At 60.1% G+C, this 21,501-nt stretch carries 17 protein-coding genes and 1 pseudogene; 13 read left to right on the forward strand and 5 right to left on the reverse strand.

Annotation, left to right across the window (positions count from 1 at the left end):
* Positions 1-41: 41 nt before the first annotated feature.
* Positions 42-980, reverse strand: coding sequence for a substrate-binding periplasmic protein (locus tag ABXR19_RS14540; RefSeq protein WP_354601864.1), 939 nt, complete (start codon positions 978-980; stop codon positions 42-44).
* Between the two features lie 42 nt (positions 981-1,022).
* On the opposite strand from ABXR19_RS14540, the pseudogene ABXR19_RS14545 reads away from it, so the two are divergent.
* Positions 1,023-1,226, forward strand: a pseudogene (locus ABXR19_RS14545) (IS5/IS1182 family transposase); the annotation flags it as partial.
* 18 nt (positions 1,227-1,244) lie between these two features.
* Here the strand turns inward: ABXR19_RS14545 and ABXR19_RS14550 are convergent.
* Positions 1,245-2,123 carry a dienelactone hydrolase family protein gene (locus ABXR19_RS14550; RefSeq protein WP_354601865.1) on the reverse strand — a complete coding sequence of 293 codons (879 nt, stop codon included), beginning with the start codon at positions 2,121-2,123 and terminating at the stop codon, positions 1,245-1,247.
* A 111-nt stretch (positions 2,124-2,234) separates the two neighbouring features.
* Entirely contained in the window at positions 2,235-3,563 is a 1,329-nt protein-coding gene (locus ABXR19_RS14555; protein WP_354601866.1) for a sensor domain-containing phosphodiesterase, read from the reverse strand.
* A gap of 528 nt (positions 3,564-4,091) precedes the next feature.
* Here ABXR19_RS14555 and ABXR19_RS14560 point away from each other — a divergent pair.
* The 9 genes from ABXR19_RS14560 to fliN all read left to right on the forward strand — a co-directional run bounded on the left by ABXR19_RS14560 (position 4,092) and on the right by fliN (position 12,977).
* Positions 4,092-4,355, forward strand: a complete 264-nt coding sequence (locus ABXR19_RS14560; RefSeq protein WP_354601867.1) for a hypothetical protein — start codon at positions 4,092-4,094, stop codon at positions 4,353-4,355.
* Positions 4,356-4,732: 377 nt separating this feature from the next.
* Entirely contained in the window at positions 4,733-7,435 is a 2,703-nt protein-coding gene (locus ABXR19_RS14565; RefSeq protein WP_354601868.1) for a bifunctional acetate--CoA ligase family protein/GNAT family N-acetyltransferase, read from the forward strand.
* 32 nt (positions 7,436-7,467) lie between these two features.
* Positions 7,468-7,779: a putative quinol monooxygenase gene (locus ABXR19_RS14570; protein ID WP_354601869.1), complete on the forward strand. Its 312-nt coding sequence runs from the start codon at positions 7,468-7,470 to the stop codon at positions 7,777-7,779.
* Between the two features lie 2 nt (positions 7,780-7,781).
* Entirely contained in the window at positions 7,782-8,381 is a 600-nt protein-coding gene (locus ABXR19_RS14575) for a DNA-3-methyladenine glycosylase I (protein WP_354601870.1), read from the forward strand.
* Between the two features lie 226 nt (positions 8,382-8,607).
* Complete coding sequence (locus tag ABXR19_RS14580; protein ID WP_354601871.1) at positions 8,608-9,006, forward strand: host attachment protein; 399 nt, start codon at positions 8,608-8,610, stop codon at positions 9,004-9,006.
* A gap of 415 nt (positions 9,007-9,421) precedes the next feature.
* Positions 9,422-10,645, forward strand: a complete 1,224-nt coding sequence (locus ABXR19_RS14585; protein ID WP_354601872.1) for a flagellar hook-length control protein FliK — start codon at positions 9,422-9,424, stop codon at positions 10,643-10,645.
* Positions 10,646-10,887: 242 nt separating this feature from the next.
* Entirely contained in the window at positions 10,888-11,490 is a 603-nt protein-coding gene (locus ABXR19_RS14590; RefSeq protein WP_354601873.1) for a flagellar basal body-associated FliL family protein, read from the forward strand.
* A 34-nt stretch (positions 11,491-11,524) separates the two neighbouring features.
* Entirely contained in the window at positions 11,525-12,556 is a 1,032-nt protein-coding gene (gene fliM / locus ABXR19_RS14595; protein WP_354601874.1) for a flagellar motor switch protein FliM, read from the forward strand.
* Positions 12,549-12,977, forward strand: a complete 429-nt coding sequence (gene fliN, locus ABXR19_RS14600; RefSeq protein WP_354601875.1) for a flagellar motor switch protein FliN — start codon at positions 12,549-12,551, stop codon at positions 12,975-12,977. Before fliM ends, fliN begins: the two co-directional genes overlap by 8 nt.
* Before the next feature lie 154 nt (positions 12,978-13,131).
* Here the strand turns inward: fliN and ABXR19_RS14605 are convergent, their stop codons facing one another.
* Together ABXR19_RS14605 and ABXR19_RS14610 are read right to left on the reverse strand one after the other, a co-directional pair.
* Positions 13,132-14,667, reverse strand: coding sequence for a pectate lyase family protein (locus tag ABXR19_RS14605; RefSeq protein ID WP_354601876.1), 1,536 nt, complete (start codon positions 14,665-14,667; stop codon positions 13,132-13,134).
* Positions 14,668-15,183: 516 nt separating this feature from the next.
* Positions 15,184-16,755 (reverse strand): pectate lyase family protein, encoded by a 1,572-nt coding sequence (locus ABXR19_RS14610; RefSeq protein ID WP_354601877.1) that lies wholly within the window; start codon positions 16,753-16,755, stop codon positions 15,184-15,186.
* 502 nt (positions 16,756-17,257) lie between these two features.
* Between ABXR19_RS14610 and aspA the strand changes: the two genes are divergently transcribed.
* From aspA to ABXR19_RS14625, 3 genes are all read left to right on the forward strand, one after another.
* A complete protein-coding gene (aspA, locus tag ABXR19_RS14615) occupies positions 17,258-18,691 on the forward strand; it encodes an aspartate ammonia-lyase (protein WP_354601878.1) in 1,434 nt (477 codons plus the stop codon).
* 296 nt (positions 18,692-18,987) lie between these two features.
* Positions 18,988-20,001: a DUF1176 domain-containing protein gene (locus ABXR19_RS14620; protein WP_354601879.1), complete on the forward strand. Its 1,014-nt coding sequence runs from the start codon at positions 18,988-18,990 to the stop codon at positions 19,999-20,001.
* A gap of 492 nt (positions 20,002-20,493) precedes the next feature.
* Positions 20,494-21,360 carry an FRG domain-containing protein gene (locus ABXR19_RS14625; protein WP_354601880.1) on the forward strand — a complete coding sequence of 289 codons (867 nt, stop codon included), beginning with the start codon at positions 20,494-20,496 and terminating at the stop codon, positions 21,358-21,360.
* The last annotated feature ends 141 nt before the right edge of the window (positions 21,361-21,501 follow it).

The raw sequence follows: 21,501 nt of genomic DNA on the forward strand, positions 1-21,501 counted from the left end.
GCGGCCTGACCGCGCGGATCGAATGATCCGCTCTTGCACGGCTAACGTGTTTTTCGACTGGCCGGTTCCAGACCGTACTTCTTCAGCGTGCCAATCCATGCCGGATCGACATTCATCTTGCGAATGATCTGGTCAAAGTCATCTCGCTCTTTTTCCATACCACGCTGGAACATCAGGTGACGGGTGTATTCGCCAAGGTGCTGTCTAGAAATCCAAAATCCTTGCCGGAAAGCGGTATTGGTACTCATGTAGTAGCGGACTGCAGAATTCGGAATCGTAATGACGTCAACATGACCCGCCATCAGCATGGCGATCAGAGAGGCCTCGCTGGTCGTACGGTCCGCGTGAATGACCCCACTCTCCATCTCTTTCGCCAGCATCGGATAGATGTGGCCCAGAAGCGCGCCAAACCGGACGCCAAACAGCGAAGCCGGGCCATTGAACTCAAATGGCTGTTTCGCGCGCGACACCAGCTCCTGTCTGTCCTCGAACAGGGGGGCGGTCCATAGGTAGCTGCCGCCGTTGGGGCCGTCAAATACCACTGACGGCGTAAACGCAACGAATGCCTTGTCCCCACGCTCCAGCATTTTGTTTAAGCGGGCCTTGGGCAACATCACCAGATTAACGTCATATTTCCCGGACAGAGCCTTGTTCAGGTAAACCACAAGATCTGCCGTCAGACCGGCATTACTGACGTCCTCCGTCTGGAACGGAGGTACCGGGTAATAGCTCCAAGCTTCAATCCTTTGCGCCCCCCAAGTCGTGCCGCAACTCAATAGCCAAACACCCAAGCACATGGCGACATTTCTGGCATGACTCATCACTTTTACTCCTACGGTGTCCGCTTTCTGGAATATCTGACAACGGCAGCTCTGGCCAAACCCGACGCGAACAACAAAGCAGAGCTTCTTGCAAACTCCCTCTTGGAAGCCGGACTTTCTCGGAACGTGAGGCAAAAACCGGAAAGTGCTGGCGGCCATTTCAGGCACGATGCGACCGCCACGCAAACATAAAAATGCCTAATGGATGCTACTCGACGTGAAATAATCATGCAACGCTGGAATGTGATTCAGCACGACTTGATTCCTGAATTGCACAACGACACTGGGGCGTTGACGCTAAAGCGGGAACGCGTGATTCATATTCTGGATTGGATGCGCATCAAGCAATTCACGCAAGTAAAAAGGCCGCGAGGATCACTCCCTGCGGCCTTCATTTCACCCGCCAAGACCTCAAACCAAGCCTCAACCCAGATTGCGCTTGAGGAAATCCAGGCTACGTTGCCAGGCGAGTTTGGCGGCGGCTTCGTTGTAGCGGGCGGCGTTGGTGTCGTTGTTGAAGGCGTGATTGGCGCCGTCGTACATGTACAGCTCATACGGCTTGCCGGCGGCCTTTAGGGCGGCCTCGTAGGCGGCGATGCCGGCGTTGAGGCGCTCATCCAGACCGGCGTAGTGCAGTTGCAGCGGGGCCTTGATTTTGGGGACTTCCTCGGCCTTGGGCTGCATGCCGTAGAAGGCGACGCCCGCGTTCAGATCCGGTGCCAGGGTGGCGAGCTGATTGACGGCAGCGCCGCCCCAGCAGAAGCCGACGACGCCGACCTTGCCCGTTGATTGCGCATGGGCCTTGAGGAATTTCAGCGCGCCCAGCGAGATGGCGCCGATGGTCTTGGCATCAACCTTGGTAAACATGTCGCGGGCCTTGTCTTCATCGGCGGGGGTGCCGCCCAGCAGGCTGAGGTAATCGACGCCCAGCGCAAGATAGCCGGCCAGCGCGAGACGCCGCGTGATGTCTTCGATATGCGGATTGAGACCGCGGTTTTCGTGGATGACGATCACGGCGGGCAGCTTGCCAGCGGCGCCCTTGGGGGCGGCGAGATAGCCGTTGATGCTGCCAGCTTCGCTGGCAAAGCTGACTTTCTGTACCGTCAGGCGCGCGTCATCGGGGGCGAGCACGGCGGCCTGGGCGTAGTTGTTTTCGAGTAGCGGCAACACGGCGCTGGCGGCGACGGTGCTGCCGGTGATGGCGGTGAGGCGCTTCATGAAGACCCGGCGCGGCAGCGGTGCGTGGGTGTATTCGTCGTACAGTGCGATGATGTCCTGATTGATGATCGGCGACTTGCTCATGCTGGTTTCCTCTCGTCCGGTTGGGTTGGGTGCTGCACCGGCCACCTTGAGGTGGCTCTGGGTCTGTTATGGATACACCCGGACGTTCAGAAGTTCAAGATCACGAGAAAATTAATCGCCGGAGGCGGCTTCGAGCGAGTCCCAATCCACGTCACCGCAGATGACAAATTTTCGCCCGCCCACCTCAAACTGAATCGAGACCGTCACGCAGATGTCGCCGGTCGCCACGGACAGATAGGGACGCGTTGTCTGCGGTTTGCCGGGGTCGTGCATGGCGCGGATGAAGTAAGCGCGGCGGGACCACCGCGCGCCGGACATGTGCCCAAGCCCGAGGGTGACGCGCCGCTTGTGGCTGGTCGGCGCATTCAGGTTTTGTCCAACCTGCATTCCGGCGTCGTCCAGCATGTACAGGCAGGCGACATGCGGCAGGCGAAGATACGTATCCGCCACCTGCTCCAGGCTTTCGCCCATCGCGAGGCGCTGCCCGGTGAGCCAGATGGCTTTCAGATAAGGTTCCATGACGCGACGACGGCTTTCCCAGGCGAGATCGGCGCGTTTGCCCTGCTGATCCCACACGGCATCCATCGTTACCTTGATTGAAAGCGGATCCTGAACCGGGCTCGGCGTGGGGCGGGCAAAATGCCAGCCCTGGCCGAAATCGATGTTTGAATCCATGGCGATACGCGCCTGATCAAGCGTTTCGATTCCCTCAAGCAGAACCAGCGTTCCCGCCTCGTGCAGCATGCTGACGATCTGCGGCAGCAGACGACGCGCAGAGCGATCCTCTTCGACACGTGCCGCAAAGGAGCGATCAAGCTTGACGACGTCCGGGCGGATTTTCCAGACCCGGTCAAAGTTCGAATGTCCGGCACCGAAATCATCAAGCGCCACACCAAGCCCCATCTCGCGCAACGCGGCGACGCCTTCTTCGAAACGCACATGGTCGGTGATGTGCTCCTCGACGATCTCCACCACGAACTGTGAGGAGGACACTCCAACATACTGACCAATTGCCTGCGTAACCTGGCGTGAATTCGACTCCAGCAGACTGCCGAACAGCGCGGGATGCAGATTCAGAAAGAACCAGCCCGGGGACTGACGGGTATTCAGGACGTGCATCAAGCGGCTGCTGCGATCCAGATGCAGCATTTCTTCTGTGGCGCTTACGCTGCCGAACAGGTCCAGCGGTGATACGGCTCTGCCAAATACATCGGTGGCACGCAGCAGCGCCTCATGGCCGACGATGCGGGAGTGGCTGAAGCTGACAATCGGCTGGAACGCACTGGACAAGGTGTATTGCTGCCAGCGCAGCTGGGTACGCCCATCGCGCTGCTGACAGCCGGAGAGATAAGGCTTCAACAGCTCCGGAACGGCATCCAGCCCGGAGCCGCCCTGCTCTTCCGCCCGCATCCGGAGGCCTATTTCAATCTCGTCACCCATCAAAAAACACTCCTGAATTACGTTTTTTACCGAAACTCGATGCTTACCACCCGGCCACCCGGAATAAATCAGCCAAACAACGGCCTATCTTGGATTACGACCCGATCTTCTAAAACTTTAGTAAATTGTATTGAAAGATTATTAAGCTTATGAATTCATGAATTTCATCAATAAATCAAGGCGTAATGGCCAGCAAAGGCAACATGAAAATGGCGAACTTGCCTGCACACAGTCACGAAATACAGCGCTTTCAAGGTGAGGCGATTCGACAGTGAGCACGGCGTGCTCATCCCGGAAATCCTGCCATGCAGTGCTGCGCCTGCAAGCTGAGACCACCCCTGTCGGAGAGCCGCTTGCAGCAAGGATCTGCAAGGCACATGCTCGCAAACCAAGCATGGGCGAGCCTCTTCAGGCAGACAGGTGGCGCGATTGATTCCTGCCTGCAAGGCGGCGCCGTTTTGTGAATTTCTGTGCATTCCCGGCCATACCCGCATTGCAAGCTGCGCGTTGGCGATCTAGCGTCAGAGCATGCGACTCTGGAGTGCCGCCATGTCGGACAACACGATTTACAGCAAGACCCATAAGGGCGTGGAGGAAATCAGCCACCGCACACACCATCTGGCCTCGCGCCTGCGCAACACGTTGATCGTGATCGACGGGCATACGCCCTGGGATGAATTGCAGAAGCGCCTGATGGTTGATGACACCGCAAACGCGATGATTCAAACCTTGTTGGCAGAGGGTTACATTGAATCCATCGATGACGAGCCACCCACCGTTATCGAGATCTAATTCCAATCCGCAATAGAACCGATACTTTGTCGACTTCGCCCCTTCGACCAGGCTCAGGACAGGCTTGCCGTGCAAATGCACAGTCAGCGGCTCGTCTTCGCGTCTCGCCTCTATTGCGCATTGGAATAAAGCTGCGGCACGGCATGCCCTGCAGGTGCGACTTCAGTCGCACTCCACGCGTGGGCGGCCGACCGAAGGCTCTCCTGAGCTTGTCGAAGGGTCGGCCCTACAAGGCCCGTATCAAAGCCGCGCAACGCATCTCAAGCAGATAAACCCCTGACCATCGGGTGTGCCCGCATGCCTGCAGTTGATCAGTTGCGGCATACTCTGACGTACAGGCAGGCGCCCGCCTGCTGCTGCCTCGCCGGGGTGCTTCCTTGGACGAAAAACATTACCTCTCGCCGCTGTTCGAGCCACGCAGCGTGGCCATCATCGGGGCCACCGAACGCGAAAATGCGCTCGGCGCGATCCTTGTCGCCAACATGCTGGCGGCGGGCTACAAAGGCACGCTGTACGCGGTCAATCCCAAATACCAATCCGTGCAGGGCGTGCCCTGCTTTGCCGAGATCGGCGAAGTGCCGGGCAGGGTGGATCTGGCGGTCATCGTCACGCCGGCCGGCACGGTGCCGGGCCTGATCGATGAATGTGGCCAGGCCGGCGTGCGCGTGGCGGCGGTGCTGTCGGCCGGCTTCGGCGAAAGCGGCGGCGTAGGTGTCGATCTGGAAAACGAGGTGGTGCGCATCGCGCGGCAGTACGGCATGCGCATCCTCGGGCCGAACAGTCTGGGGGTGGCGCGTCCGCTGCTGGGCCTGAACGCCACCTTCGCGTCGAGCGGCGCGCTCAGCGGCTCGATCGGTTTCGTCTCGCAATCCGGCGCGCTGTGCGCTGCGGTGCTGGATTACGCCGGGCCGAATCAGGTGGGATTTTCGACGGTGGTGTCGCTGGGCTCCTCGGCGGAGCTGGATTTCGGCGAGATCCTCGATTATCTGGTGTGGGATTTCCGCACCGAGGCGATCCTCGTTTATATCGAAGGCATCCGCGATGCACGGCGTTTCCTCAGTGCCCTGCGTGCGGCAGCACGCATGAAACCTGTGATGGTGTTGAAGGTCGGCCGCCATCCGGTGGGCGCCCGCGCAGCCCATGCGCATACAGGCTCCGCGGCCGGCGACGACGCGGTGTTTGACGCGGCGCTGCGCCGATCCGGTGTGGTGCGCCTGAGCACGCTGACCCAGCTACTCAGCAATCTCAAAGGTCTGTTCGTGCATTTCCGCCCGCGCGGCAAACGCCTGGCGATCATCACCAATGGCGGCGGGCCCGGCGTGATGGCGGCAGACCGTGCCGGCGATCTGGGCATCGTGATGGCGCGCCTGGCGCCGGAAACCATCGCCCGCCTGGAAAAGATCCTGCCGACCCACTGGTCGCGCGAGAACCCGGTCGACCTGATCGGTGACTCCAGCCCGGAACGCTACGCCCGCGCGCTGGAAGCCCTGCTCGTTGATGACAATGTGGATGGCATCCTGTGTCTGCTCTCACCATTGGCAATGAGTCAGCCCAGCGAGGTGGCACGCCGCGTCGTCGAGCTGAGCAAGGGCTCCGACAAGCCGATTCTCACCTGCTGGCTCGGCGACGATGCCTGCCTGGAGGCGCGCGAGATCTTCCGTGTTGCCAAGATTCCTTCGCTGCGCACGCCGGAAAGCGCCGTGGACGTGTTCTCGCACATCAGCTCCTACTATCGCAACCAGCAGTTGCTGACTCAGGTACCCGGCCCGCTCGAATATGAAAAAGCGCCGATGCGCGAACTGGCCATCGGTCTGATCGACGCCGCGCTGAGCGAGCGGCGCACGGTGCTGCGCCGTCACGAGGCATTGGCGCTGCTGGCCGCCTTCCACATTCCCACGGCAGCCATGCGCGTGGTGCATTCCGAAGCCGAGGCCGAGAAGGCCGCCACCCAGCTCGGTTTTCCGATCAGCCTGCGGCCGAACGCGGCGCTGGCCGGCACGCGCCTGCAACATCTGGCTGCACGCCATGATCTGCTCAGCCACGTCGGCCTGCATCTGGCCTGGGCGGAGCTGACGACCCAGATTACGCAGGATCTGCCCGAAGCACTGGCCGCCGGCATGTGCGTGGAGCCGACCTACCACAGCCCCTACGCACGCGAGCTGATGCTGCGCGTGTGGCGTGATCCGGTCTTCGGCCCGGTGATCGGTTTCGGCGAACGCAGCCTCGATCCGAATTACTGGCCCGACCGCGCCGTGGCGCTGCCGCCCTTGAACGCCTTCCTGGTGCGCGACCTGCTCCACGACACCCATGCCGAACGCATGCTCGGACCGCTCGAAGGAATGCCGGCAGCGGACTTTGAAGCGCTGGAACATCTGCTGCTGCGCGTCTCGGATCTGATCTGCGAGATGCCCATGCTGCGTTCGCTGGAAATCAACCCGCTCTACGTCGATGACCGTGGCGTGTTGGCGGCCGAAGCACGCATCGAAATCGGCCGCAATGCGCGCCAGAATGCGCGCTACGAGCACATGGCGATTCACCCCTATCCAACCAATCTGGTCTGGGCCTGGCAGTTGAAGGACGGCACGCCGGTCACCATCCGGCCGATCAAGCCGGAAGACGCCGAGATGAATCAGGGCTTCGTGCGTGCGCTCTCGCCCGAGACCAAGTATTTCCGTTACATGAGTGCCCTGCGCGAGCTCTCGCCCTCGCTGCTCTCCAAACTGACCCTGATCGACTACGACCGCGAGATGGCCTTTATCGCCACCAGTCTCGAAAATGGGCAGGAAAAGCAGCTCGGCGTCAGCCGTTTCAACACCAATCCGGATGGCACAAGCTGCGAATTTGCCATCGTGGTGGCTGACGCCTATCAGCACAGCGGACTGGGCCGCCGCATGATGGAGGCGATCATCAGCACAGCACAACAACGCGGTCTGGTCACCATGAAAGGCGAGTTCCTGGCCAGCAATGACCGCATGCTGCGCTTCGTGGAACGCATCGGTTTCGTGCTGCACACCGACCCGGAGGACAAGACCCTCAAACACGGCACGCTGGAGCTTGCCAAAGCCCGCATCAGCGCCTGACAATCCGGTTCACTCTTAGCGCGACACCTTCCATGCCCGCCCAATCCATCCACGTCATCACCCTCGCCGAAGCCGAAACCGCGCACATCGAAGAAGTCCGGGAAATCCTCCAGGAAATGGCCGAACTGCACCGTCAGGAAGAAGGCTGCATGCGCTTCGACGTGTATGCCGACGCCGCTCGCCCGGGCCGCTTCAATACCATCGAAGTATGGGAAAACCTCGCCGCCCACAAACGCCATCTGAACTCGGCGCTGGTCACCCGCAGCGTGCTGATGCTGATCGGCAAGGTGCGCGGCCTGCCGGATATTCGCGTACTGACACCCGTCAGCGAGATGGCTGACTGAGCATGGCTGACTGGCAAGACGACGGCCGCAAACGCTGCGCCTGGCTGGGAGCCTGGGCCGGCGCGGCCGATCCACTGTATCGCGCCTATCACGATGAAGAATGGGGCCGCCCGCAGCGCGATCCAGTGCGCCTCTTCGAGTTGCTCACACTGGAAGGCGCGCAGGCCGGGCTGTCGTGGATCACCATCCTGAAAAAACGCGCGAGCTATGGCCCAGCCTTCGACGGCTTTGACGTGCGCAAGATCGCCGCCTACACCGACGCGGACTTCGCCCGTCTGATGGCCAACCCCGGCATTGTGCGCAACCGCCTCAAGATCGGCTCGACGATCAGCAACGCCCAGGCCTGGCTGGCGCTGGAAGCCGAGGTCGGCGACGTGCCCGCCTGGCTGTGGCAATTCGTCGGCGGCCAGCCGCGTCAGAACCACTGGCGCGGGATGGGCGAAATCCCGGCCAGCACGCCCGAATCCGACGCAATGTCAAAAGCGCTCAAGAAACGCGGTTTCCGCTTCGTCGGCAGCACCATCTGCTACGCCTTCATGCAGGCCACCGGGATGGTTAATGACCACACTCGCGATTGTTACTGCTACCGCGAACTGACCTGACAGCCCGCCCCCATCACCGCGCCTGGCGGGCCTCTTCAAGCCCCCTTGCCCGACACCGCCAGCAGGCGGACTTCTACAGGCACACCCCACCAAAACCCAATCCCTGCGCGGCTCTGCAAGATATAGTCAAAATTGATTGGCGCTCATGTTGCAAGGCTTCCTAGGCTGACAGGCTGGATCGGCAATTGCCGGCCCGGACATCCCGTCACACTCCAAGGAGCTACCCATGATTACCTGGATCGTCGTCGCCAATGCCCGTCACGCCCGCATCTTCTCCCAGAGTGGCCCGAACAAGGCTCTGGAACTGGTGAAAGAAACCGAGCTCGACGCAGCCGCCACGACCATGCCGGAATTCGATGGACGCTCCTCCCCGCGTAAGGGCCAGCCGGATCGCAGTATCGCCCGGGGCTTCGCCCACCAGGTCGCCAACGACCTGTGCCAGGAGCGAAGTCGAGGACGCTTCAGTCGAGCCATCCTTGTAGCCCCGCCCACCTTCATGGGCCTGCTCAACGCCGAGCTCGACGCCCCCACTGCCTCGCTGGTCAGCGGTCGGCTGGACAAGGACTACACCCGCAGCGCAGCGCCCGAGTTGAGCAGCCATCTTGGGCAATGTCTTTGCGTATAGGCCGCACGCGGCGGAGGACTGAGGGCACGGTGGGTTACGCCGCAAAAGCGCGGCTAACCCACCCTACGTGCTGAGTCAGCGTATCCCGAGAGCCGGGCTTGTCGAGCTTCTTCGGCACATCTGCCCGAAGAAACTTGCCGGGAGCGGCTCTCCACGCATGCCCCGTAGGAGCTAGCGCAGCTGGCGATTCACACTGGCAAATCGCCAGCTGCGCTAGCTCCTACATCACCTCCCGAAGATCCGCGCCCGTATTACCTCTGCAGTGCTCCCGCCCGAAGACCAAATCCCGACGCGGCTTTCCAAGCATGCCCCACTCAGTCCTCAGCACTCATTGCTCAGTCCTCCGCCGCAGGCGGCGGCATGGCACAGCCCTTGCTGAATGGAGCGCATAACACCGCTCATCGAGGTAGCTTTCATGGCCACAGTGAATACCCCCGCCCTTGCTGCAATCGCCCCTGTGGCGCCGCGCAACCCTGCTGCACAGAATGCCCCCCAGCAAGCGGAGCAGGACGGAAAACCCACTTTTGCACAGGTTTTGAAATCACGCAGCCAGACACCGGAAGCATCCAAGCCCGGCGCCAAGACGGATGGCCCGCGCGACAAGGCCGACACGCGCAACGCGGCGCAAGCTGCCGATGAGACAGATGCTGCCACTGCGGCAGCGCTTGCCACGCAAGCCAACAACACAGCGCCAACCGATCCCGCCTTGTTGCTGGTCGCCGCAGGACTCAATCCGGCGCCCGTCGCTCCGAGCACGAGCAGCCCCGGCAGCAATGACACCGGCACTGCGCTGGGCGCTGAAACGGACGCTTCGCGCGATACGTCCTTGTTTGCCACCTCTACGGCAGCCTTCGCCGCTCAGGCGGCAAGCCTTGCCGGCAAAGCAAACAACTCAGCCGACAATGCCTCGAAGAACCAGGCAGGGCTCGCCTCTTCCGGCATCCTGCCCGGAGAGGCCGATGGCAAGCCACTCTCCAGCCAGGGTGATGCGGACTCCGAAATCCGATCCGAAACCCTCAAAGCCAGCGCAGATCCGCTCGCGGACAAGCTCGCTGCCGGTTCGCAAACGGAAAAGTCATCCTCCTTTGCTACGGAACTGGCCAACGCCAGCCAGAATCAGGCAAGCAGCAGCGGCACACTGGCCACCCACGGCGTTTTGTCAGGCCCTCAAGCCGGCCGCAGCGGCGAGGCTTTGCCGCAGCACGAGATCAGCACGCCGGTTGCCACGCGGGGCTGGGCTGAGGAGGTCGGGCAGAAGGTCAGCTGGATCGCCAGCCGCGACAATGGCCGCGCCGAAATCGTTTTGACCCCGCCCTCGATGGGGCGCGTCGAGATTTCGATCAGCATGAATGGCGATCAGGCCAGCGCCACCTTCATCACCGCCAGCCCGGCCGCGCGCGAGGCATTGCAGGACGCTATGCCGCGCCTGCGTGAGGTGCTGGCGCAATCCGGCATCCAGCTGGGTCAAGCCAACGTAAATGAAGGCTCCACTCAGCAACAGGCCCAGAACGACAACTCCGGCCGACGCAGTGCGGCCAGCCGCTTCGCCAGCCCGGCCGAGCTCAGCCAAGTGCCCGTGGGCAGCACGAGTGGCAGCTGGACAGGCCGTGGCAGCGGGGCGATTGATACGTTTGCTTGAGAACTGGGAACTGGGAACGGGGAACTGGGAACTGGGAACTGGGAACTGGGAACTGGGAACTGGGAACTGGGAACTGGGAATTCAAGTCGAAAAACAGCAGGCAGAAGTGGGAAACGCGTTTATTTGGCAGCGAGACCCTTCATAAGGGGCCTGCAATGTCCGTTATTCAAGCCTTGAGGGTCGTGCCGAGCGCGACACAATACTGAAACAAGACAGAATTGAATGACGAGGGAGCTCCGATTATGGCAACAAGCAAGGAAGCACCAAAAAAGGAGGCCGCAGCTGACGAAGCTGCGCCCGCTCCCAAGAAGAGCAAGAAACTGCTGATCATCATCCTGGCCGCTGTAGTGTTGCTCGGCGCCATTGGCGGCGGCGCTTACGCCCTGCTGGCCAAGAAAAAAGTCGCGACTGAAGGCGAAGAGGCTGCGGCCGAGGAAGCGCCTGCTCACGCCGTTCACGAATGGCCGAAATTCGATCCGAACAAGCCGCCGGTCTTCCTGCCGCTGGAGCCCTTTACCGTGAATCTGCAGCCCGACAATGGCGCCGAACAATTCCTGCAGGTAGTGGCCTCATTGCGCGTGATCGACGCCCACGTCGGCGATCAGGTCAAAGCCTTCATGCCGCAGATCAGGCACGAAGTACTGTCCCTGCTCTCGGGCAAGAAGCCTTCCGAGATCACCTCGCCGGAAGGGCGTGAAGAGCTCGCCACCGAGATGAAGGAAATCATCAATGTGATCATGGGTTTTGAGCCGCCCCCCGTATCCAAGAAGAAAAAGAAGACTTCCGATCCGGAGCCTGTAGGTCCGGTCGTGTCAGTGTTTTTTACCCAGTTCATCGTGCAATAGGCGAACTGACCCGTAGCAGGAATCGAGGCAAACCATGGCCCAGGATTTTCTCTCTCAGGAAGAGGTTGACGCGCTACTCAAGGGCGTGACCGGGGAGCTGGACGAGCCGGAACAGGCCGGCGACGACGGCACGGGCATACGTTCCTACAACCTCGCCACGCAAGAGCGCATCGTACGTGGGCGCATGCCCACGCTGGAGCTGATCCACGAACGCTACGCGCGTTACCTGCGCATCGGCCTGTTCAACTACATGCACCGCAATGCCGAGGTTTCGGTGGGCCCGATCCGCGTGCAGAAATACAGCGAATTCGTGCGCAATCTGGTGGTGCCGACCAACCTCAACCTGATCATGGCCAAACCGCTTCGCGGCACCGGCCTGATCGTGTTCGATCCGAATCTGGTGTTTCTGGTGGTCGACAACATGTTCGGCGGCGATGGGCGCTTCCACACCCGCGTCGAAGGCCGCGACTTCACCGCCACCGAGCAACGCATCATCCAGGGCTTGCTACGCGTAGTTTTCGCCGAATATGAACGCGCCTGGTCACCGGTCTTCCAGCTGCAGTTCGAATACATCCGCAGCGAGATGAACTCGCAGTTCGCCAACATCGCCACCCCCAGCGAAATCGTGGTCGCGACCACCTTCACACTGGAATTCGGCGGTGCCCAGGCCGACATGCACATCTGCTTCCCGTATTCGATGGTCGAGCCTATCCGCGACATCCTCTACAGCTCGATGCAATCGGATCACATCACTCAGGACAAGCGCTGGATCAACCTGATGTCCAAGCAGATCAACGGCGTGGATATCAATCTGGTCGCCAATCTGGGCGTTACCACCGTGTCACTGCGCGACATCGCGAACTTCAAGGTTGGCGATGTCATCCCGCTCGAGATCCCGGAAAACATCGAAGCGAATGTGGATGGCGTAAAGATTCTGGAGTGCAAATACGGCATTCAGGGCGGTCACTACGCCCTGCGGGTCGAAAAATTCAACCTCCCGGAAGACACCGAAATCAACCTGATCGCCGCCAAACTGGGCGTGAGAGGAGAAGAAAGCCATGACTGAAGACGAAATCAACGAAGCCGCGGAAGCTGAAGCCCCCATCAGCGAAGACGATTGGGCTGCGGCCATGCAGGAACAGGCCGTGGTGGACGCGGCCCCGGCGCCAGCGCCACAAGCCGCCGTATTCCAGAATTTCGATGGTGGCACCAAGCCCGGCAGCATGAACGACTACGAGCTGATCCTCGACATCCCGGTGCACATGACCGTGGAACTGGGGCGCACACGCATCTCGATCCGCAATCTGCTGCAGCTGGCCCACGGCTCGGTTGTCGAACTCGACGCCTTGGCCGGCGAACCGATGGACGTGCTGGTCAACGGTACCCTGATCGCCCAGGGCGAAGTCGTGGTCGTGAATGACAAATTCGGTATCCGCCTGACCGACATCATCACGCCGTCGGAGCGCGTGCGAAAACTGCGCACCTGAGGATAGTCAGCCCGTACAGGCCCGCCAGGCCTGGCTCTTCGTCGTACACAGCAAGCGCCGCGCCTGCTGCGAAGCAAAAACAAAAACCCCCGAAATCCGGGGGTTTTTGTTTGGCTGCACCTGCCACTTGCGTGGCAGGTTTGATCAAATGCGCTTACTTGGTAGAGCACTTGTTCGGATCGCCCACCGGGTCAGAACCGAAGGCTGCCACGGTACAGGCAATGGTCTTGCCCGAACCTACGTACTTGGCTACCCACTTGCCCTTGCGGCCGAAAGCCACCCAGCCAGTCGTCTTGGCCGTACAGGTTTCACCCAGCGCGGCACACTTGCTGAAACCAGCCGGATAATCACCCGTGCCGGTCATTGCCGGAGGCGTACCGCCACCAGAAGAGCTGCTCGACGAAGAACTGCTGGAGCTGGAGCTCGACGAAGAGCTGGAGCTGCTTGACGAAGAGGAACTACTGGAGCTGCTCGACGAAGAACTGCTGCTCGAAGACGAGCTGGAGCTGCTGGATGACGAAGAACTGGAGCTACCGCAAGCCGAAGCCGTCAGCGTCGCACCGTTCTTGCCCACACCGGCGTACTGAGCCAGCTTGTCCTTCACACACTGCGGGGTCACCGGCTCGTAAGTGTAGGTCAAGGTCTTCGGGAAAGCCGCTGTCGTGGTCCAAGTGTCAGCGTTCACGCCGCCACCGGAATCCGTCCAGGTAATGCCGTAAGTAGCGTTATCTGCCGCCTTGGTGGTGTTGTTGTTGCGCAGATCCCACTTGCCGCAGTTGACCACGTCGTAACGACAGGTCACCGGGTTCACGGAGTTCTGGAACCAGTTCTTCTCGATCAGCGCATAGCCGCCGGTACGCACGTTAATGCCTGACTCGGTGATCTTGTCGTAGAAGTTGTTGTACATGTGTGTCCAGCCACCACGTTGCAGCGGCAGACGGCCATTCACATTGTAATAAATATTGTGGTGGAAAGTGATCTCGCGACCGCCGCCGATATCGGAGCTCGACGAACCATCCAGGCCGACTTTCTTGCTGTCGTGGATGCTGTTGTACGAAACGGTGATGTTATGCGAGTCCTTCTTGATATCGATCGCGGACTCGAAAGTCAGGTCGCCATCGGGCGAACCGGCACATTCGTTGTTCACAGCGAACATCTCGTTGTGGTCGATCCACACGTTCGAAGCACTGTCGATGCGGAACATGTCAGCATCGTTGCTGGCGCCGCCCAAGGCTCCAATCTTCATGTTCTTGACAACAACGTTGCTGGAGCCGCCATTGATCACGATGCCGAAGTTGGCCGAGGAGCCGTTCGCACCCTGAATGGTGATACCAGCGGTGAAGTTCTTCACCTCAACGTAACGATAGGCATCACTCCAGTGCGGAGAGGGGCACTTGCCCGATGCATCCTTGGTAGAACCCTTGACGACATTGGCAATCAGCGCATCTTCATTGCCGGTATAGGTAATGATGACGGGGTAAGCGCCGGTAGAGATCTTCTTGCCAGCAGCGTCGAGGCGCGCATTGGCGATGATGGTGTTGATTTCCGTGTGGGTTGCCGCCGTAAAGGATTTAGCGCCCGTCACATTGCCACCGTCAGCCGTGGAAAAACCACCGGTCTGAGCGGCAAATGCGATGCTGCTGGTGGCCAGTGCAACGCACGTAGCCAGTGTTTTCAGCTTGAAACTCATTTTTTTGTCTCCTGAAATTAATTTTGCCCGACCACCCGAACCTGCTGGTTCGGAAAAACGTCCGGGCAGCCCCGCATATTGGTTTGCGCGACTCGCTTATTAATGCACAAAAGGGCGTACGACTTCAATACGCAGATCAAAAAAAGTAGGGATCTGTCCTACATAAAACAAACTCTCAAGCAGGCACAGCAGGCGTGTCACGCGGAACATGCCACTCGTCAGTCAAGCCGCGGCAAAGCCTTTCGGACAACGTAAGCCCGGCCCCTGATACAAAACACCTATCCGAAGACCCCCGCCCACAGTGCCTCTTCAGGAACTCTACCTGCAGAGCCAAGTCCTGAGGGGGTCTCAACTACCCTGCTAAAAACATGCTTCTTGATAGGCGATCTCGGCCGTAAATCCGCCGCAGAAGTCCTCGGCCTGCTCCAACGGCTCAAATCAAATAACAAAACCCCCGAACCGGGGGCTTTGTTTAAGCGTGCCTGCCGCTTGCGCAGCAGGTCTGGTCAAGCGCGCTTAGCGATAGTAAGAACACTTGTTCGAACTACCCGCCGGATCGCCACCGAAGGCTGCGACGGTACAGGCGATGCTCTTGCCCACGCCGACATTCTTCAACACCCACTTGCCTTTGGCACCAAAAGCAACCCAGCCCTGACCCGAGCCAACCGTGCAGATTCCGCCCAGATCCGCACACTTGGACCAGCCTGCCGGATAAGAGCCCGTACCCTTCAGCACGGGAACTGCACCACCCGACGAGCTGGAGCTACTGCTGGAGGAGGAGGAAGAGCTGCTTGACGAAGAGCTGCTGCTCGACGACGAACCACCGGAGCTGCTGGAACTCGACGAAGAGCTGGAGCTGCTCGAAGACGAGCTGGAACTGCTGCTCGACGAAGAGCTGGAGCTGCTGGACGACGACGAGCTGCTGGAGCTGCCGCAAGCGGAAGCCACCAGGGTTGCGCCGTTCTTGCCCACACCCACAACACTGGCCAGCTTGTCCTTCACGCATTGCGCGGAAACCGGCTCGTACGTGTAGGTCAGGGTCTTCGGGAAAGCGGCTGTCGTGGCCCAGGTGTTGGCATTGGCGCCACCACCGGAATCCGTCCAGGTGATGCCGTAGGTGGCGTTATCAGCCGCGCTGGTGGTGTTGTTGTTGCGCAGGTCCCACTTACCGCAGTTGACCACGTCGTAACGGCAGGTCACCGGGTTGTAGGCGTTCTGGAACCAGTTCTTCTCGATCAGCGCGTAGCCGCCGGTGCGCACGTTGATGCCAGACTCGGTCACCTTGTCGTAAAAATTGTTGTAGATGTGCGTCCAGCCACCGCGTTGCAGCGGCAGACGAGCACTCACGTTGTAGTAGTAATTGTGGTGAAAGGTAATCTCGCGGCCACCGGCGATATCGCTGGCCGAAGAACCATCCAGGCCGACCTTCTTGCTGTCGTGGATATAGTTGTACGAAACGGTAATGTTGTGCGAGTCCTTCTTGATGTCGATAGCCGACTCAAAAGTCAGATCTCCGTCGGGCGAGCCATTGCACTCGTTGTTCACCGCGAAGAGTTCGTTGTGATCGATCAGCACGTTCGACGAGCCATCAATCCGCAGCATGTCCGCATCACTGCTGGCGCCGCCCAGGGCACCGATCTTCATGTTCTGGACAACGACGTTGTTCGAGGCGCTCTTGATCGTGATGCCGAAGTTGGCCGAGGAACCATTCGCGCCCTGGATGGTAAGACCGGACGTGAAGTTCTTGACCTCTACTTCACGGTAGGCGTCGCTCCAGTGCGGGGACGGGCAATTGCCCGAGGCATCAACCGTAGAACCTTTGACGACGTTGGCGATCAGTGCATCTTCGTTACCCGTATAGGTAATGATGAGCGGATAAGCGCCCGTAGCGACCTTGGTGCCCGCAGCGTTGATGCGTGCCGCAGCAATGGCATCGATGATGCCCTGCATCGTGCTGACCGTGACCGACTTGGCGCCGGCCTGGTTACCGCCGGTAGCGGTAGAGAAACCGCCGGTATTGGCGGCAAACGCCATGCTGCTGGCAGCCAGCGCTACCAGCGCGGCCGTTGTTTTCAGTTTGAAACTCATGTTTAGCTCCTGGATTTGATTGAGTCCGGCCAATCGAACCTGCAGGGGCCAGAACGTTTTCGGAACAATCGCACACGATGCTTTCTGTGGCCTCGGTATTTACGCGCAAAAAGGAATACATGCTCAACAAAAAGAAGACGAAAGTAAGCATTTATCCTACAAGCAGCAGAATTGCCCAGATCTCGAAAACGCGTGTTACCAGAAACATCCTTGCGCAAGCCTCAAATTGGCAATATCCCCTTTCAGCCAGCGCAACTCGGCAACGACGCCCCCTTGATGACGAACGGCATCACCTTCAAGACCCGCACCCGCCGGCCTTCTTCAGCTTGCCCCCGTGCAAGACCAAGCCCAGCGCACCTCTCCAGCCTGCTTCAGAAAGCCCGACAGATTTACCTCGAAGCGAACAACAATCCAGCGAAGCCATCAAGCCTCAGCCTTACCGCGCCGTAGAAACAAGCACGACTCCGCGGCCGCGACCGCGCCACTTTTCATCGAGAACGCCATGACCACCACCACCGCTTCTCCCGGCAAACGCCTCGAACATGACCTGCTCGGCAATCGCGAAGTCCCCGCCGACGCCTATTACGGCGTGCACACCCTGCGCGCGCTGGAGAATTTCCCGATCACCGGCATTCCCATTTCGGTCTACCCGGATCTGCTCGCCGCGCTGGCCGTGATCAAGCAGGCCGCCGCCATCACCAACCATGAGCTGGGCCTGCTCAGCCGCGTGCATCTCGACGCCATCGTCGCCGCCTGCGAAGAAATCCGCGCCGGGCGCTGGCACGAACACTTCGTCGTCGACGTCATCCAGGGCGGCGCCGGCACCTCCAGCAACATGAACGCCAACGAAGTGATCGCCAACCGCGCGCTAGAACTGCTCGGCCACGCCAAAGGCGCGTATCAGCACCTGCACCCCAACGAACACGTCAACATGAGCCAGAGCACCAACGACGTGTATCCCACCGCGCTGAAGATCGCCACCTACAGCGGCCTGCACGGGCTGGTGAGCGCCATGGCCGTGCTGCGCGAAACCTTCGAGGAGCGCGCTGAGGCCTTCAAGGAAGTCATCAAGATGGGCCGCACCCAGCTGCAGGACGCCGTGCCCATGACCCTCGGCCAGGAATTCAGCACTTACGCCGTGATGCTCGGCGAGGACGAAGAGCGCGTGCGCGAGGCGGCCAGCCTGATCCGCGAAATCAACCTCGGCGCCACCGCCATCGGCACCGGCATCGCCAGCCCGCCGGAATACGCCGCCCGCGTGCGCCAGCACCTGGCGGATCTGACCGGCATCGCCCTGATCACCTCGCCGAATCTGGTCGAAGCCACCCAGGACTGCGGCGCCTTCGTGCAGATTTCCGGCGTGCTCAAGCGCGTCGCCGTGAAACTCTCCAAAACCTGCAACGACCTGCGCCTGCTCTCCAGTGGCCCGCGCGCCGGCTTTGGCGAAATCAACCTGCCACCCATGCAGGCCGGCTCCTCGATCATGCCGGGCAAGGTCAATCCCGTGATCCCGGAAGTCGTCAACCAGATCGCCTTCGAAGTCATCGGCAACGATGTCACCGTCAGCTTCGCCGCCGAGGCCGGGCAACTCCAGCTCAACGCCTTCGAGCCGATCATCGCCCACAGCCTGTTCAAGAGCGTTGCCCACCTGCGCCAGGGCTGCCTCACGCTGGCCGAGCGCTGCGTCAAAGGCATCACCGCCAATCCGGACCGCATGCGCGAATCCGTGCGCAACTCCATCGGCATCGTCACCGCGCTGAATCCCTACATCGGCTACGCCAACGCCACCGACGTCGCCACCGAAGCCCACTTGAGCGGCGCCAGCGTCTACGACATCGTGCTCGCCCGGGGCCTGCTCAGCCGCGAACAGCTCGACGAAATCCTCAAGCCCGAAGCCCTGACCAGTCCGCAGATGATCGTGCGATCGCAAGCATAGGCTAGCTGCAGAGCCGCTACGGACGAACCTCTGCGGACAGGCACACCAGGCACCCAATACCCGCGGGCATCTTCTGGCATGCACATCCAAGAACCATGCCACGCGCGGCTCTGCAAGCACGTCCTGACAAATCCGTTCAGCCCTTTGCTGCCGCAATCCAGCGCCCGGCGTCCTCCCGTACAATCCGCAACACCATCACGCAGGCATATGCGGACACGACCTGGAGAACGCTGCAACGAAGCTTCCAGCACGTTTCTGCCGTGACAAGGCCTCAACAAACCCCGGAAAGAGCCCCGATGAAAATCGCCCACTCGACCTTCCTCACCAGCAGCTTTCTCATCGCACTGACCCTCGCCACGGCCCCGGCCAGCGCAGGTTTCCAACACAAGGACTGGGAACTGCAGTGCGACAACACGCGCACCTGCCGCGCCGCCGGCTACCAGGCGGAAGGTGGCGAGTCGGACCCTGTTTCCATCCTCATCACCCGGCCCGCCGGGCCGGGCACGCCGATTGAAGTCAGCGTCCAGGTGGTCAGCGAACAGAGCCTCGAAGGCCCGCTGCAACTGCGCGCCGGCAAGTTGCTGATCAAGGATCTCAAAGGTAACAGTGCCACCATCCCGCCCAAGGAAAGCCTGCCCCTCGTGCAGCAACTCCTGAACATCGACACAGCCACGCTGCGCGCCGGCAAGCTTGAATGGACGCTGTCACTGGCCGGCATCAAGGCCGTCCTGCTCAAGATGGATGAAGAACAGGGCCGCCTCGGCACGCCCGGCGCCCTGGTGCGCAAGGGCACGAAACAGGAAAGCAGCGTGCTACCCGCCCTGCCCTTGCCCGTCGTCATCGCCGTCAAGCCGCTCCCCGCCCGCAAAGCCGACGACACCATAGGCAAACGCGCACTCAAAACTCTGAGCCAGGACATCAGCGAGCAGTGCAACGAAGGCAATGAGGCGCTCGACAACGCCAGCACTACGCGTCTCGACGAGCACCGCCTGCTCCTTTCCGTCCCTTGCAGCGTCGGCGCCTACAACAGCACCGCGCTGAACTGGATCATCAATGACCGCGCCCCGACCAAACCCGAGGCCCTCGAAACCGACGGCGACTTCGACGCCGAAACCGGCCGCATAAACTCCGCCATGAAAGGCCGCGGCATTGGCGATTGCTGGTCCACGAACACCTGGCAATTTGACGGCAAGGTCTTCGCCCTCACTGAACAAAGCGGCGACGGCATGTGCCGCGGCTTCCCCGGCGGCGCCTGGCAACTCCCGGCCTACGTCAGCAAGGTGGTGGCGGCGGATAAGGCCAAGCGCTGAAGCCGCTGCGCAAGAGCCGGCTGCAGAGCCTCATCTGGCGGGCTTCTGCAGACTGGCATTCCGGACAGGCACGCGGGACGGGCTTCTTCAGGCAGGCATTCTAAAGAGGCAAGCCACGTGAGGCTCTACGGGCAGCCACCATTCAGGCCTTCGCCCCCACCCCTCGTCGTTCCCGCGAAGGCGGGAATCCAGTGACTTTGCGAACGCCGCTGGCTTTCCGCCTTCGCGGGAACGACGTAGCGGAGAGTTTGCGTCTTGAGTGAAGAGCCAAGCGGGCAAGACCTCCAAGACAGCTAAATCGATACATGACGTCAGCTTGCGGCTAGACTGGCGGCGAAGAAGAGACTGGAACGAATGCCAACCGCCATCACCCGGTTTTCGTAGGTCGCAAAAGCGCAGCGCCTTCCGACGTCTGCGCCTTCAAACCCACGCGTCGGATTACGCCTTCGGCTCATCCAACCTACTGCCCAACTAAACCTGTCGAGAGCTCCCATGACTGACCCAACAGAAACTATGCCGAAGGAAATCGCGCCGGGATATTTTGAAGTCAGCGTCCCCGACTGGAAAGGTTTTCAAGACTATATCTATGAGATGGCTACTCTTGACGCATATATCTGGCGAGGGCAGCGCTGTGATTCTTGGCTACTGGAACCAACCATTGATCGCCTGATCAAGAAACAAAGCACAAGCGACCCATTTTTCCATTATCAACATTTAGAACGCTTCAAACTTTCTACAAGAGGGCGCAGAGGTTTTAGTCCTCCTGCAATCAAAGACGACAATGACTGGTGGGCTCTTGGACAGCATCATGGTCTCGCAACCCCACTGCTGGACTGGACCACATCCCCGTTTGTCGCAGCATTCTTTGCGTTTGCAGACGCAGGCATGACGGATCAAACAGACTACAGAGCGATCTACGCCCTGCATTTCCCCACGGTAGAAACGCTTTCCAACCAAAACCGATACAAAGAAAACGCGCGCCGAAACACGCGCCTTAAAGAGATCCAAAAAAATCCTGATGGGTCGCGAACGATCGCGGATCTAATCTGTACCGGCGAAGCGGAGCCAGAGCTCGTCATAATTCGGCCACAATCAGATGAAAATCAACGTCTCGTCAACCAAGGTGGATTATTTACCCGGCTGACCCAAAAAGGGCTGCTTGAAGAATGGATTAACAAGAACAATCAGGAAACTGACGGAGATGGGGCCGTTTTGCTCAAGATCCTCGTACCGAACTCTGAGCGCTCTATCGCGCTACGAATGCTCAATCGTATGAACATCAACCCAGCATCACTTTTCCCCGATTTGGCGGGGTCTTCAATGCATTGCAACCTTTTTTCTGAAATTGAAAATTATTAAACATGTTGGTAGTCCCAAGCTTTGCATGAAGGGGCATTCACCGCACCAAACGCCTGCGGGTTACGCCCACCCCATTCAACACAAGTCCACCAGCATAATTCGGCGCATCTCCCGCGCCCAGAATAACCCCTTAGTTTAGTC

Origin of the sequence: Uliginosibacterium flavum (genome assembly GCF_040566545.1) — a bacterium.
Lineage (GTDB): Bacteria > Pseudomonadota > Gammaproteobacteria > Burkholderiales > Rhodocyclaceae > Uliginosibacterium > Uliginosibacterium flavum.